Raw genomic sequence first — 15,460 nt, 5'->3', positions numbered from 1 at the left:
ATCACGGAACCCCAACGATACTCTCGGCAACCTCTTATCGGATCGGCGCGCAGGCACCGCTGTGATCTCGTTTTCGCTGGCGTCGAGACCCGATCGTCGATTCCGCCAGTGTCTTGCCGAGTGGCTTCCGTTCGACCTACCTTGCTCCGTTGTCACGCAACGGTTTTAATGTTCGCTACTTCTCCAAGCTCGGCGTCCGATTCGCCACCCCCGACATCCGGTGCAAACATCGCGAACACACCTCTGTAGGCGATGCCGGACGCCCCCGGTTCGTGTCAGTGGTTCGCCGGCTTTGTCGTCCCCGCCTCGCGAAAGAAGCGCTCTGCGTCGCTATCGAGGGGATACAACAGCTCGACCCGAAGCTCTTCCAACGTCACCGCGACCGTGATATCGAACCGGGCTGCCATCCCGATCATCCGAATGACCTGCCCGTCGACCCGAAACCACGGGCACACGACCAATCCCTCTGTCGGCGGAGACGGACGAGGCAGACCCACGGTGGCCTGCTCAGCGAGCATCGCAAGCTCACGCAGTTTGTCATCGAACGGTCTCAGTGCAAGCTGATGGCGCAATCGGTCCATTCCAGCCCAAGCAACCTGCGGCCAGTTGACGATCGCCTCGGCGGCGGCTGGGTCGGCGAAGTAGCGATGCGCAAGGTTGCTACCGACCAGCGCGTCGCCGAAGAACGTAGCGCTCGCCCGATTGGCGAGCAGCACGTTCCAGTGTTCATCCACGACGACGGCCGGATAGGGCATGTGCGCTGTCAGCAGCTGATCGATCGCGGCGCGAAACGGCGCCAGATCGGCATCCTCCAGCGCCACCTCAGGATAGGCGGTGGGCAGGCCGGCGGCCTCGAGCAGCCGATTCTGTTCGCGCAAAGGAATTCCGAGCGCTTCACCGAGCCGCAGCACCATCTGTTCGCTCGGACGGGACCTACCTGTCTCCAGGAAAGACATATGGCGCGACGTGGAGCCGACCGCTGCCGCCAACGCTAGCTGGCTAAGTCCGCGATTGCCTCGCCAGCGCCGCAGCAGAGCACCGAAAGGGCTGGTGGTCCCGGGCTGCCGATGAGTCATTGCGTCAGTGTTTCCGGTGAACGCCGAAGCGCCGATTCCCTGTTGGGGAATCGACTTGCCAGCGAGGCGAGAGCATGCTCAATGGCATGAAGCTGTCCAACGATGTTGAGATCGTAGCGCCTGCAGAGGCTGTCTGGGATGTCATCGGCCGCCGGTTCGACAAGATCGGTGAGTGGGCCACCGCTGTCCCCGCCTCCGCCGCCATCCCGGGTTCCCCGACCGTGGACGAGGCGCCGGTTGCGGGCCGAGTCTGCCAAACCGGCATCCGGGTAGCCCCAAACGTGACTGAAGCGATCGTCGCCTACGACGACTCCACGCGAAGCTTGACCTATGAGGCGGAACAAAAGCCGCGTTTCCTGTCGGTGGCACGCAACACCTGGACCGTCACGCCCGTGGACCAGCAACGCAGCGTGGTCAGCTACGACGCCGTCGTCACCACCCGTGGAGTGCTTGGCCTGCTGGCTGGATGGTGGATGCTGATCATGCTTCGACGCGCCGGTCGGCAAGTGCTGGCCGATCTGGCGCACTACGTGGAGAACGGCGTGCCGTCGCGACGCAAGCAGGCCCAACTCGACCGAGCTGCCCGGCGAGGGAGCACCCGACGATTCAGGCTGGCCCGACCATGACTGGGTAGACCGATCACTGATCCACTCGTCCAAGACAGATCTTCTCGGTGTTCCTCGAGTGGCCGTCGACAGCTTTCCGTCACGGCGCCGCACTCGAGATCCGTCACTTCGGTTCCGCGGAACGGTTTGTCGACGCGCCGCGGACGTGAGCTTGACCTTGACGCTAGGTCATGGTCGAGACTTGGCCCATGAGAATAGGGCAGCTCGCTACGGTTGCTGGCACCACGACAAGGACGGTGCGTCATTACCACCGCCTCGGTCTGCTCGAAGAGCCGCGACGTCGGCCCAACGGCTACCGCGAGTACACCGTGAGTGACGCTGTTCGACTGATGCGAATCCGTTGGCTGGCAACCAGTGGAGTTCCTCTCGGTTCGGTCGCCGACATCCTTGCCGACGAGAAGTCGGATGAAGACGTTCGCGACATGGTGGCGGATCTACGGGCCTTGGTAATCGCTATCGAGGACCAACAGGCCGAACTCGCCCGCCGCGGCGCACAGCTCACCTCCGTGCTCGCCGAAGCCGAAAGGGGCAACCCCATCTCGGTGCTGCCGGCGGGGCTTGGAGCAGCATTTACTGACGCCATCAACGATGCTCCCTCTTCCGCGGTCGCTTCAGCCCTTCGGCGCGACCGAGACCTCGTCGAGGCCCTGGTGATGTCGGGGAAGGCGTCGGAGGGATTTCTCAGTGGCTACGAGGGGACGATGGCAGATGACGGCCAGCACGAACAGTACCTGGCCGTGCTCGCCGAGTGGTCGAATCTCGAGGGCGCAGTCCGGACACCGCGGACGCGGAGATCGCGGCGGTCACGGGCCGGCTTCTCGAGTTCTTCCCTCAGCACCTGATGATCGAGCTATCGCGAGAGATGGCCACGGTCAACGAAGCCCCTGATGGAGCACTCTTCCTCGACCAGGTGATCCCCGACGAAGCGCAACGCGAAGTGGTTCGACGGGTCCACCGAGAGCTACTCGCCCGGTCATCGGGGCCTACGGATTTCCGATGAAGCTCCAGCGGATTCGACGATTCCAGCAGGCTGCGCAGTTGGTGACAGTGATCGTCCTCGCCGTCAACGTCGTCTTGCTGGTCGGCGGAACCATCACTGCTCGCCAAGCGATGTGGCTGTTCGTCGCGGTAGAAGTTCCCCTCGTCTGCGCGGTGACACTCATGCTGGGCATCGCAATCGTGGCGCAACTTCGCCGAGGCGACCGGCTTCGGGACGCAGCAGCGGGCGCGCTCGGCCACTCCCCGCTCCGGCCGCTTGTCCGGGCCGAGATCCGGGCCTATCGGGCGTTGTGGTTGTGGATCAGTGGACGCCACTCGGGAATCCAACCCGGTGCGATCATGCTCACCGCGAGTCACGGCACACTCGCGCTACCGACGGCGTTCGCCGTCGCGACCGTTATCGAGATCGTGGTGCTGCATCTGGTTCTGCCCTGGATGTGGCTCCGAGTGAGCCTGGCGGTCGTCTCAGTGTGGTCCTTGGTCGCGCTGTTCGGCTTCCTGGCGGTTCACCGTACTAACCCGCACTATCTGACCGACACGTCGCTAGTTCTACGCCAGTCCGGTGCGATCGTGGCCGACGTCGAACTTGCCAACATCGAGTCGCTCGCACTCCGGCCCCGCTTCACGAAAACAGCGCCGGCCATCACAAGCGGGCGGCTATTCCTGCCTAACGCCGACGGAACCACTCTCGACCTTGCACTGAAATCTCCTGTCAGTGCTCAACTTCCCGCATTGATACCCTCTCGCAGGAAGGCTGAGGAGATCAACCACATATCGGTGTACCTCGACGACCCATCGCGGCTGTTCGCTGTATCGAATGGCCATGATCGGCCCCGTTCCACGCTCGAACCCCCGAGCCTCACCAATCACGTGCGAAGCGCTGCTTCAGCGACTCGTCGGCGACGACCTGTCGAGAACTGATCGTTGAAGTCGCCCCTCGTAACTACCCGACCGCACTGGCGCAGTTCAGGTCAGTTCACAGTCAGATCCTTGAAGTATCGAGCGACCGGCCAAGGCTTGAATCCAGCCGACCTGTATGTAGCCCGCGAAGGCGCATGCTCGGGATCGTCTCCCGTTTCGACCATGATCATCGACATCCCAGCTCTTCTCACGAGATCGAATGTTGCGACGTGCACCGTGTCGGATTCGTGGTCGAGGACCTCCCCGAGATCTTCGGTCTGTCGCCTTTCCCAGCCTTGTGGGTAGAAGGCAGCGAAAACGAAGGGTGGGACCGCCCGCGAAAGTTCAGCGAAATCGACAAGTCGAGTATCGAGTCACGCATGGATCCGTCGTACGGCCCAATCTCCAACGGTCCCCCTTCGCAATCGACGAGAAGTTGATCTGCAGATGCCCCATGAGTACCGGATTCTGTGGGAGCAGCACAACCGAATATGTGGGCGATGTACACAGCGATGTGGGTCTTCACCGTCATGAACCAGCATCGTCGAACAGGCCAGCCCTCTACAGGGTCAGTCGAAGCGAGTGAGAGGTGTCCCGCCGTCGTTGCCAGTGGCGTTCTGCAATCTCCAGCCTTGTTCGGTCACATCCGCCGGCAGCGAAGATGACGGTGTCCCGGGATGCGGGGTGAGGTATCCGTGGCCGCGGGCAACTACAACTGGGTAGGCGAATCGGTCTACGAAGGGCGTAGCGAACCACTTTCGCAGCCACCACGGGGCGCACGGCAGATCGAAGTACGCTCCGTACCCCTTCGGGATGCTGTTCCAGCCTTCAAGTCTCACTCCTAGATTGTCCTGACTCCGAAGTCTGACCGCGAATCGCCGTCCGAGGTTCCAAGAACCTTCCGTTCGGTGAGAAGTCGTCGGCGGACCTCGCTGGTCGGGCCGGGTGGCAGTGCTCCGACTTCCTGGCCTATCCGCTGGGCTGTTCCAACTGGTCGATCGCTCGTTGCAGGCGCTCGAGTTCCGCCTGGATCGCGGCGAGCCCGGAGTTCAACTGTTCCAGCGTCCCCGGCGCCACGGCGGGCGATGGAGGACCAGCCGGCGGCGCGACCGGTTCGGTGACCTCCGGTGCAGACAGGGGGGTGCCGGGACCTCCGCCCGGCGGAGTGGCCAGGTTGCCGGTCTCGGGACCGAAGACCTGGGTGAGCGCCTCTGCGAGGGTCGGCGCGTAACCCACTCGGACGCCGCCGGTTCCGGGTTCTCGATAGCTGACGAGCACTCGTGCGAGCTGCGGGAACGTCGACCCGTTCGGCGTTGTCTGGATCCTCTCCGTGAAGAGAGGTTCGACGTACAGAACCCCGCCCTCAGCAATCGGGAGAGTCAGCAGGTTTCCGTACTGGATCCGGTTCGATCGCTCGAGAAGCGTGCGTTCGGAAGCCACGCGCGTATCGGAGATCATCGAGTTCTGGATCTGTTGAGGCCCCTGGGTGAGCGTGTCCGTGGGCAACTGCAGAATGGTTATTCGGCCGTAGTTCTCGGGATCGGCGTTGGCTGAGATGTAGGCGGATAGGAACTCACGGTTGAATCCGACCATCGCGCCCGACAGCCGGAACGAGGGCTGGGGGCTATCTCCCTCGCCGAGGAGGACGTAGAACGGCGGCTGGTGGAGGTTCGTGTCGTCGGTCGGGTCACTGGGTACGGACCAGAACGCGTTGGTGGTGAAGAACTCTCGAGGCTCTTCGACATGGTACTTAGCGAGGATCTCGCGCTGTACGGCGAAGAGGTCCTCCGGATACCGGAAGTGCGAACGCAGCTCGTCGCTGATGCTCTCGTCCGGTTCGACCGAACCTGGGAAGACCTTCATCCAGGCGTCGAGCACCGGATCGTTGTCGTCGATCTGGAAGAGTTTGACAGTGCCGTCGTAGGCGTCGACGGTGGCCTTGATCGAGTTGCGGACGTAAGAGATCTCGTTGGGTGGGGTCAGGTTCTGCTGCTCGTCGATCGCACGCAGATCGAGCGTGCTGCGCTTGGCGTAGGGGTAGCCGTCGATGCTGGTGTAGGCATCGACGATCCAGACGATTCTTCCGTTGACGACGGCCGGGTACGGGTTGCCGTCGGTGGTCAGCCACGGTGCGACGAGTTCGACGCGTTCACGCGGATCACGGTGGAAGAGAATCTTCGAATCGGATCCGATCGCTCTGGAGAACAGGATGTTTCGTTCGAAGTAGTTCAGGGCGAAGGCGAGCCGGTTCGGCCATGGGCCGATGGCCACTCCGCCTGCGCCCGAATAGGTGTACTTCGAGGTGTCTGTGTCGTATTCGCGGGGTTGGTCACCACCACCGACGATGGCGTAGTCCGGGTCCGCTGCGGCGATGACCTCGCCGTAGTAGATGCGCGGCTGGTCGACCGGGATCAGCTGCTGCCCCGACGCCTGCGTTGCGATGTCGCTCACCGCGTAGATGGGGTAGCCACTGTTGCTACTGGCTGTATCGCCCCCTGTGTCACGAACCGCCGCGTTGACCCGGTTCGCCGGGGCGGCCACGAACCCGTTGCCGTGGGTGTACACGGTGTGACGATTGACCCAGTGCCGCTGGTTGTCGCTGAGCGCATCCGGCGTCAGCTCGCGCACGGCGACTACGTAGTCACGGCGTTGTCCGTCGATCTCGTACCGGTCGATGTCGAGCGTCTCCGGAAAGCTGTAGAAGTTCTTCAGTTGTTGTTGCTGCGTGAAGGTACGGGAGAGGATGTTGGGGTCGAGTAGCCGGGTGTTGGCGATCGTGACCACGTCGGCCGGCACCTCCGGTGGGGGTTCGGTGCCCACGCCCGGATAGTCGCGATACTCGACGCGGTCAGGTCCCACCGCGTAGGCATCTCGAGTCGCAGCGATGTTCCGCTCGATGTACGGACGCTCCATATCGGCGGCGTTGGGTCGCACCGATAGCTGTTCGATCGCGAAGGGCCACAGCCCACCGACGAGGACCGACGAGAACACCAGGAGCGCGACGGCCATCGCCGGTATCCGCAGGTCCCGGACGACGACGGCAGTGAAGACGACTCCGGCACAGATCACCGCGATTGCGAACAGGATCAACCGAGAGGGAAGAACGGCGTTGATGTCGGTGTACCCCGCGCCCGCGAACGTCGGCTCCTTGCTTCGACTCGACAGCAAGGAGTACCGGTCGAGCCAGTACGCGAGGGCCTTGACGAGGATGAAGCTCCCCACCAGGATCGCGAGTTGAACCCGCGCGGCTGAGGTCAGGCCGGTCTCTCTACCGGAGAATCGGATCCCACCCAACACGTAGTGAGCCGCGAGCGAGGCGAGGAAGGCGAGCACGAGCGCAACGAAAAGCCAGTTGACCACCATTCGGTAGAACGGCAGGTCGAAGACGTAGAACCCGACATCATGGCCGAACTGGGGGTCGGTCACCCCGAACGACCCCCCACGCAGGAACAGTTGCAGGGTCGACCAACTGGACTGGGCGACGAGGCCACAGATGACGCCGATCGCACCCGCCACCGCGAGTCCTGTCAGCAGGGGCCGGCGGGCGATCGTCGAGCGCAGGGGTTGCACCGGATCGTGATCCGACGTCCTGGAGGCGGCGAACAGCGGTGGCCGGAACCGGTAGGCCAGCCACATCGCGCAGAAGACGATCCCTCCGACGAGGAGGCCGAACCCGACGAACAGCAACAGGCGCGACGCGAGAACCGTCAGCCACACCTGGCGAAATCCGACTTCACCGAACCAGAGCCAATCGATGTACACACCGACGGCCAACCGGAGCACGATCGTCGCTGCCACGACGACCAGGAACGCGACCAGCACCCACCGGGCAGGCCTGGGTAGCCGGGGAACACCTATGACCTCGCGCTCACTCACGTCCCACGCTCCCATCGGCGCGCGTCCGGGAACCACGATGACGCTTCCGCCGGGTCATCGCGCCGACGCGTCGTGCGAACGATTTTACCGGAGTGGGCCTGCTGTGGTTGCAGGCTTGCGCACCGCCGTTCGGCGCGGCGCGAGTGCCCAGAATGGCTCGCGCCTGCACGGTTACCGGCGGCTCGCTGATCCTCGAGTTCGACGAGACCGAACGTCCCTTGATCGCAGAACTGATCGCGGAACTTCCTCCGGCTGAGTGGAACTCAACCGTCCTCGGCTTCTTCCTCGACGATTTGACCGGTCTGGAGGTCGACGTGGATCTCGCGCTCTGTGCCCTCCAGGTCTACGAACTCGACTTCGGCGGTGGGTCGTCCGTCCGCAAAGTCGAGTTCGATCTCCAGGATCCCGGGGGCTGCAGGGCTTTCCTCGGCGTTCGCCATACCTGCACCGCCGACCACAGTCGCGATACCGATCGCGGCCGGTCCGAGCACCGCAGCGACCCTCCGTACGTTGCCGATCGAAGGCATCGTCCCCACCTCTCGGGTCTGTATGTGTACGTTCTCCCACGGTAACGCTACGACGGGATTCCGCCGATCTCGTCCCGCAAGAGAAGGGGTCACCGAACGGCTAAGGTTTCCCAGCATGGAGCGCAACGATCCGTCGGGAAGCCCGCGGGTCGAGGTGTGGCCGGGCAGCGCGTACCCCCTCGGCGGCACCTACGACGGCGGCGGCACGAACTTCTCGCTGTTCTCCGAGGTGGCCGACGCGGTCGAATTGTGCCTGATTGCGAAGGACGGTGCGGAGACACGACTCCCACTCGACGAGGTGGACGGATACGTCTGGCATGCGTACCTTCCGTCGGTCGGCCCCGGGCAGCGCTATGGGTTCCGGGTGTACGGGCGGTACGATCCGTCGGCCGGCCTGCGCTGCGATCCGTCGAAGTTGCTGCTCGACCCGTACGGAAAGGCGTTCGACGGCGCCTTCGACGGCCATCCGTCGCTCTACACATACGGTGAGGACTCCCTGCACCACACCATGACGACGGTGGTCATCAACCCCTTCTTCGAATGGGGTGCAGATCGGCCGCCCCGCACGCCGTACCACGAGACTCTCCTCTACGAGGCGCACGTGAAGGGCATGACCGCGACACATCCAGACCTGCCGAAAGAGCTCCGCGGCACCTACGCGGGACTTGCCCACCACGAGGTAATCAGGCATCTGCGGTCCCTGGGCGTCACCGCGATCGAGTTGATGCCGGTACACCAATTCATGCACGACAAGGTCCTGCTCGACCAAGGGTTGCGGAACTTCTGGGGCTACAACACCGTCGGATTCCTGGCGCCGCACACTGAATACTCCTCGGCGTCGAAGCCCAGTGGCGTGGTCACCGAATTCAAGACTATGGTCCGCACGTTCCACGAGGCCGGGATCGAGGTGATCCTCGACGTCGTCTACAACCACACCGCTGAGGGCGATCACCTCGGCCCGACGGTCGTCTTCCGTGGTATCGACAACGCTGCCTACTACCGACTCGACGACGAGGATCCGGCCCTGTACAAGGACTACACCGGCACCGGGAACAGCCTGAACGTCCGTCACCCGCACACGCTCCAACTCATCATGGACTCGCTGCGCTACTGGGTCACCGAGATGCACGTAGACGGGTTCCGCTTCGATCTCGCCTCGACATTGGCACGCGAATTGCATGACGTGGACCGGCTTTCCGCGTTCTTCGACTTGGTTCAACAAGACCCGGTAGTCAGTCAGGTCAAGTTGATCGCCGAGCCGTGGGACGTCGGCGAGGGCGGCTACCAGGTCGGCAACTTCCCTGGTCTGTGGACCGAGTGGAACGGCAAGTACCGCGATACCGTTCGTGACTACTGGCGTGGTGAAGCGTCCACCCTCGGTGAGTTCGCATCCCGGCTGACCGGATCGTCGGACCTGTACGAGGCCACCGGACGCCGCCCCGGCGCCAGCATCAACTTCGTCACCGCCCACGACGGGTTCACGCTCACCGACCTGGTGTCTTACGACAAGAAGCACAACGAGGACAACGGCGAGGGCAACCGCGACGGCGAGAGCTACAACCGGTCGTGGAACTGCGGTGTCGAGGGCCCCACCGACGATCCGGCGATCCTGGCCCTGCGGGCCCGCCAGAGGCGGAACATCCTGGCGACGTTGCTGCTCAGCCAGGGCACCCCGATGCTCGCGCATGGTGACGAGATGGGCCGCACCCAGTACGGCAACAACAACGCCTACTGTCAGGATTCGCCGTTGTCGTGGATGGACTGGTCGCTCCGCGAGTCGAATGAAGATCTGCTCGCCTTCACCCGACGGGCTACCGCGCTGCGAGCCGCGCACCCGGTGTTCCGGCGACGCCGGTTCTTCGCGGGCCGCCCGATCCGTGGCGAGCACCGTCGCGACATCGCGTGGCTCACCCCGTCGGGCAAGGAGATGACCACCGAGGATTGGGACGGCGGGTTCGGTAGGGGCCTCGTCGTGTACCTGGGTGGTGACGCGATCCCCGAGCCGGACCGGCGTGGCAATCGAGTGGTGGACGACTCGTTCTTGCTGCTCTTCAACGCCCACGACGAGGACCTCGACTTCACCGTGCCCCTCGACGACACCGACACCCGATGGGTGGGCGTGCTGGATACCGACTCCCCCACCGGGGCAACAGATCTCGCGACCGTATCCGACGAGACGGTTTCCGTCCCGTCCCGGTCGCTGCTGGTACTGTGTCGGGACAGAGCGACATGAAGCCGATCACCGCTACCTACCGACTCCAGCTGCGGGGTGATTCGTTCACGCTCGACGACGCTCGACGGCTCGCCGACTATCTCGACCGCCTCGGCGTCTCGCATCTGTACCTGTCACCGATCCTCACCGCCACATCCGGATCGACGCACGGCTACGACGTCACCGACCCGACCACGGTGTCGACGGAACTCGGGGGCCGGGCCGCGCTGGTGGCCCTGTCGGCGGAACTGCGTGAGAGGAACATGGGGCTGATCGTCGACCTGGTGCCCAACCACATGGGTATCTCGCGACCGAGCGAGAACCGCTGGTGGTGGGACGTGCTGACGAACGGCCAACGTTCACCCTTCGCCCGCTTCTTCGACGTCGACTGGCGCGAGGACAACGGCGCGGACGGTCGAATCGCGCTGCCGGTGCTTGCGGACACATCCGAGCTGAACACGCTCCGGATCGACCGGTCCAACGGCACCCCATTGCTCGCCGTCGGCGACCTGCGGTTCCCGATCGCTCCGGGGACCGAGGATGCGGACCCACGCGAGGTGCACGACCGTCAGTCGTATCGGCTGGTCGGGTGGCGCGACGGGCAGGTCGGCTACCGGAGATTCTTCGCGATCAACGACCTGGCCGCGGTTCGCCAGGAAGATCCACGCGTCTTCGACACGACGCATCACCAGTTCTCATCGTGGGTCCGGGACGGACTTGTCGACGGTGTCCGCGTCGATCACCCCGACGGGCTGAGCAGCCCCGCTGAATACCTGGCGAAGCTGCGCGAGCTGATCGGACCCGACCGCCTACTGGTGATCGAGAAGATACTCGCCGCGGACGAACCCCTGGATCCGAGGTTGCCGGTGGATGGAACCACCGGCTACGACGCACTCGCCGAGTACGACGGCGTCTTCCTCGATCGGTCCGGCGCCGCGACACTCACCGAACTCGCCGCCCGCGGGGGTGCACCCGGAAATCGGGAGTGGCTGCACAGCAACGAAACCGACCTGAGGAGGCTGACGGCCCGCGCCGACCTAGCGCCCGAAGTGCGGAGACTGTCACGCGCGATCCTGCGGGACTCACCGGCCTTCTGCAGCCCGGACGCGCTGCGCGACGCGCTCGCGGAACTCCTGGCGTCCGCGCCGGCATACCGCACCGACTACTCACCGCTCGCGGTCGCCCTCCCCCGCATGATCGCCGACGTCCTCGACGCTCACCCCGAGTGGGAGGCCGCGATGACGACACTTGCCGGAGCACTCGTCGTGGGTACCGAATCACGAACGCGTTTCGAGCAGGTGTGCGGCGCCGTGACCGCGAAGGCCGTCGAAGACTGCCTTTTCTACCGCACGGCCAGACTCGTGTCGCTCCAAGAAGTGGGTGGCGACCCGGGTCGGTTCGGCATCTCGCCCGCTGAGTTCCACGTACGGGCCGCCGAGCGGGCCCGCCGGTGGCCGCGAACCATGACGACCCTGTCGACGCATGACACCAAGCGCGGCGAGGATGTCCGGGCCCGAATCGGTGTGCTCTCCCAGGTGCCGGAACTGTGGGTGCGCTGCGTCGCCGACTGGGAGATGTCGACTCCCAGCCCCGATGGCGTGGCCGGATTGTTTTTGTGGCAGAACATGTTCGGCATCTGGCCGGTTGACGACGCAGGTGAGGCCCCGTCGCACGAGTTCCGTGACCGGCTGCACCGGTTCGCCGAGAAGTCCGTTCGTGAAGCCGGGACCCGTACGTCGTGGACAGAGATCGACCGGCATTTCGAACACGATGTACACGGATGGGTGGACCGGGTGCTCGACGGTCCGGTCGGTCGCAGCATCGGGCTCGTGGCGCGGCAACTCGCGCCGCACGGCTGGTCGGACGCGATGGGCCGGAAACTCCTGCAACTGTGCGGGCCGGGCATCCCGGACGTCTATCAGGGCACCGAGCTGTGGGAAGACTCGCTGGTCGATCCCGATAATCGTCGACCCGTCGACTACGAACTCCGCCGCACTCTGCTCAAGTCGATGGATACCCCCGGCGTCGAGGTGCCGCCGATCGACGATTCCGGGGCCACGAAGATGCACGTGACACGCGTGGCGCTCCGACTGCGCCGGGAACGCCCGGACAGCTTCGTCGGCGGCCACTACCGACCGGTGTTCGGCGTCGGATCAGCGCGGGACCACCTGCTCGGATTCGCCAGGGGCCCCGCCGGCGAGGTCTCCGACGTCATCGCGTTGGCGACCCGGCACAGCGTCCGCCTGCACGAGACCGGATGGGGCAGTTCGAGCGTGGCGCTTCCCACCGGTAGCTGGTTCGACCGCCTCACCGGCGAGCTGTACGCCGGATCCACCCCACTGTCGAAGGTGTTCGATCGGTTGCCGGTCGCTCTGCTGGTCCGGCTGGATTGTCCCTGAGCGCAGCACTTCGACGCAACGGCACGGAGGATCCTCCTAGTCTTGCTTCCTCACGGCCGAGATCAAGAAACGCATCCCGGCCCGCACCTGCGTCAGCAGGGACTCTTCAGGCATTGTCCGCCCGTACCGCTGCGCGATTTCGTCGGTTTGCACCGCGGTTGCACGCCAACCGTGGGAGTCGAACCAGGCCACCGGGTCCTCAGTACTGCTCCAATGCAACATGGACAGCCATCCCTCCCGACTGATCAGAGTGTCACGGAGCACGCGCGCGTCGTTCATCGTGGCGGCAACGTCGATGTTGGTTATCGTCGCACCAATCGCGCTCCCGGGAGCCGACAACTCACCAATGCCGTCCATCAGCGTCTCGACCGCATCATCGGGCAGATACAGCAGCAACCCTTCCAGGATCCATGCCGTCGGGACATCCGACCGGAATCCTGCCTCGCGGAGCGCCGCCGGCCAGTCCTCACGCAGATCGACCGGCACGACTGCCCTGGCTGCCACGTCAGGCGTGGTGTCACCGAGCACCGCTGCCTTGAAATCCACCATCTCGGGCGTGTCGAGTTCGTAGACGGTGACCTGCCGAAGCCACGGCAGTCGAAAAGCCCGTGTGTCGAGTCCAGCTCCGAGCAGAACCACCTGCCCGCAGCCGTTGTCGACGGAATCCAGCGCGAAGTCATCGAGGAACTTCGTGCGCACGGCCACCCAGGTGGCCAACTCGTCACGGCTGGCGTCGTCAATCTCGTCGATCGGTGGATTCCAACCCGAATGGCGAACGAACTCGCCCGCCCAAGGGTCATTGAACAATCGATCGTCTCGCGCGCTCTCGAGGGCGCGCGCCGCGGCGACGAAGACCGCCGTCACGCCCACTCCGCGAGGTTGGTTCATTGCAGCATCTCCTCAACCTTGTCGAACCTTGTCGGCTCAGGAACGTCGTCGACTCAGGTTCGGTCCATCGTCGATTGTCCTCCCAATGACCGAAACCGCACCTGACCTGTGACCGAAACCGCACCTGCCTCGCTCGCACCAGTGCGGTACGGATGCACTCGGTGCATGCTGATCACGTGCACACATTCGAGGTCTGGGCCCCGATTCCCCAATCAGTCCGCGTCCATGTCGATGGGACCGAACACGACATGAGCCGCTCACCCGACGGGTGGTGGCACGCTGACGTCGACGCCGAATCGGGGGCTCGGTACGGATTCGTACTCGACGACTCTCCGACAGTGCTCCCCGATCCGCGGTCGCCGCGCCAGCCCGACGGCGTGCACCTCCCCTCGCAACTGCACGACCTCGATCCCGCCGGGTGGACCGACACCATGTGGACGGGACGCCAACTCGCCGGCAGCGTCGTCTATGAACTCCACGTCGGGACGTTCACCCAGGATGGAACGTTCGACGCCGCGATCGAGAAACTTGATCACCTCGTCGAACTCGGCGTGGGTTTCGTCGAATTGATGCCGGTGGCCGCGTTCAACGGCGCCCACAACTGGGGATACGACGGCGTGCTCTGGTACGCCGTACACGAGGAATACGGCGGGCCCGACGGCCTACAGCGGTTCGTCGACGCGTGCCACGGCCGTGGCCTCGCGGTTGTGTTGGACGTTGTCTACAACCATCTCGGGCCCTCCGGCAACTACCTGGACCGGTTCGGGCCGTACCTCGCCGACGGCGCGAACTCGTGGGGCCGCGTCATCAATCTGTCCGACAAGGACAGCGGTGAGGTCCGCCGGTTCATCATCGAGAACGCGCTGCGCTGGTTCCGCGAGTTCCACATCGACGCACTGCGCCTGGACGCAGTGCACGCGCTCGTCGACAACAGCACCACCCACCTGCTCGAAGAGCTGTCGATCGAGGTCCACTCCCTGGCGACACACCTACGCCGACCGCTCACGCTCATCGCCGAGAGCGATCTCAACGACCCGAAGATCATCACGGCCCGAGCAGCCGGCGGGTACGGTCTGAGCGCGCAGTGGGACGACGACGTCCATCACGCGATCCACGCCGCCGTGTCCAGCGAGCGGCAAGGCTATTACGGCGACTTCGGCTCTCTGCAGGCCCTGGCGCACACCCTTACCCACGGCTACTTCCACGGCGGGACATACTCCACGTTTCGTGGTCGAAATCATGGTCGTCCCATGGACATTCGACGGATTCCTGCTGACACGATGCTCGCCTACACGTGCACCCACGACCAGGTCGGCAACCGCGCGACCGGCGATCGGCCGAGCGAGTATCTCACCCCAGGACAGCTCGCGGTCAAGGCGGCGTTGGTGCTGTGCTCGCCATACACGCCGATGCTGTTCATGGGTGAGGAATGGGGTGCACGAACCCCGTTCCAGTACTTCACATCCCACCCCGAACCCGAACTCGGAGAGGCCACGGCACAGGGGCGCCGACGAGAGTTCGCCGAGCACGGCTGGGACACCGACGACATCCCCGACCCGCAGGACCCCGCGACGTTTCTGCGGTCGAAGCTCGACTGGACCGAGCCGCAGCAACCGGCCCACGCGCGACTGCTCGACTGCTATCGACGGCTGATCACGCTGCGGCACAGTCGCGCCGATCTCACCGACCCGTGGCTCGAACATCTCAAGGTGGAGTACGACGAGGACAAGCGGTGGATCGCGCTGATCCGGGGGGACCTACGGATCGTGTTCAATCTGGGTCCGAGCCGGGTGACGGTCCCGGTCGGCGGCGTGCCGCTGCTGTGGTGGGAGGAGCCGGAGGTCGACGAGACGGCGTCGGCGATCACGCTGCCTGGCCACTCGTTCGCCGTGCTCGACGCCGAACCTATCCGGGTGTGCACAAGTCGCCGGTGACGACGTGCTCGAGAGCGCTCGGT

At 64.5% G+C, this 15,460-nt stretch carries 10 protein-coding genes; 6 read left to right on the top strand and 4 right to left on the bottom strand.

Annotation, left to right across the window (positions count from 1 at the left end):
* Window positions 1–275: 275 nt before the first annotated feature.
* Window positions 276–1,076 (bottom strand): helix-turn-helix domain-containing protein, encoded by an 801-nt coding sequence (locus tag EGT50_RS03790; protein WP_127951203.1) that lies wholly within the window; start codon window positions 1,074–1,076, stop codon window positions 276–278.
* 86 nt (window positions 1,077–1,162) lie between these two features.
* Here EGT50_RS03790 and EGT50_RS03785 point away from each other — a divergent pair, with 86 nt between their 5' ends.
* From EGT50_RS03785 to EGT50_RS03775, 3 genes are all read left to right on the top strand, one after another.
* Entirely contained in the window at window positions 1,163–1,702 is a 540-nt protein-coding gene (locus tag EGT50_RS03785; RefSeq protein ID WP_164873332.1) for an SRPBCC family protein, read from the top strand.
* A gap of 188 nt (window positions 1,703–1,890) precedes the next feature.
* The gene (locus tag EGT50_RS03780) at window positions 1,891–2,544 is read left to right on the top strand and encodes a MerR family transcriptional regulator (protein WP_235870536.1); all 654 of its coding nucleotides are present in this window, start codon (window positions 1,891–1,893) and stop codon (window positions 2,542–2,544) included.
* Between the two features lie 154 nt (window positions 2,545–2,698).
* Window positions 2,699–3,622 carry a hypothetical protein gene (locus EGT50_RS03775; protein WP_206615714.1) on the top strand — a complete coding sequence of 308 codons (924 nt, stop codon included), beginning with the start codon at window positions 2,699–2,701 and terminating at the stop codon, window positions 3,620–3,622.
* Window positions 3,623–4,570: 948 nt separating this feature from the next.
* On the opposite strand, the gene EGT50_RS03765 is transcribed toward EGT50_RS03775, so the two are convergent.
* Window positions 4,571–7,492 carry a UPF0182 family protein gene (locus tag EGT50_RS03765; RefSeq protein WP_127951395.1) on the bottom strand — a complete coding sequence of 974 codons (2,922 nt, stop codon included), beginning with the start codon at window positions 7,490–7,492 and terminating at the stop codon, window positions 4,571–4,573.
* A gap of 248 nt (window positions 7,493–7,740) precedes the next feature.
* On the bottom strand, window positions 7,741–8,004 hold the full coding sequence (locus EGT50_RS03760; protein ID WP_127951201.1) for a PepSY domain-containing protein: 264 nt from the start codon (window positions 8,002–8,004) through the stop codon (window positions 7,741–7,743).
* Window positions 8,005–8,119: 115 nt separating this feature from the next.
* Here EGT50_RS03760 and glgX point away from each other — a divergent pair, with 115 nt between their 5' ends.
* Together glgX and treY are read left to right on the top strand one after the other, a co-directional pair.
* Window positions 8,120–10,237 carry a glycogen debranching protein GlgX gene (glgX, locus tag EGT50_RS03755; protein WP_127951200.1) on the top strand — a complete coding sequence of 706 codons (2,118 nt, stop codon included), beginning with the start codon at window positions 8,120–8,122 and terminating at the stop codon, window positions 10,235–10,237.
* Window positions 10,234–12,615 (top strand): malto-oligosyltrehalose synthase, encoded by a 2,382-nt coding sequence (gene treY, locus EGT50_RS03750; RefSeq protein WP_127951199.1) that lies wholly within the window; start codon window positions 10,234–10,236, stop codon window positions 12,613–12,615. Before glgX ends, treY begins: the two co-directional genes overlap by 4 nt.
* 36 nt (window positions 12,616–12,651) lie before the next feature.
* Here the strand turns inward: treY and EGT50_RS03745 are convergent, their stop codons facing one another.
* Window positions 12,652–13,503, bottom strand: a complete 852-nt coding sequence (locus EGT50_RS03745) for an SAM-dependent methyltransferase (protein ID WP_127951198.1) — start codon at window positions 13,501–13,503, stop codon at window positions 12,652–12,654.
* Window positions 13,504–13,679: 176 nt separating this feature from the next.
* Between EGT50_RS03745 and treZ the strand changes: the two genes are divergently transcribed.
* The gene (gene treZ, locus EGT50_RS03740; RefSeq protein ID WP_127951197.1) at window positions 13,680–15,437 is read left to right on the top strand and encodes a malto-oligosyltrehalose trehalohydrolase; all 1,758 of its coding nucleotides are present in this window, start codon (window positions 13,680–13,682) and stop codon (window positions 15,435–15,437) included.
* Window positions 15,438–15,460 lie beyond the last annotated feature (23 nt).

This window comes from Rhodococcus xishaensis, from assembly GCF_004011825.1.
GTDB lineage: Bacteria > Actinomycetota > Actinomycetes > Mycobacteriales > Mycobacteriaceae > Prescottella > Prescottella xishaensis.
Note: the sequence above shows the minus strand (reverse complement) of the source record. Positions and strands in the feature narration are given on the sequence as shown.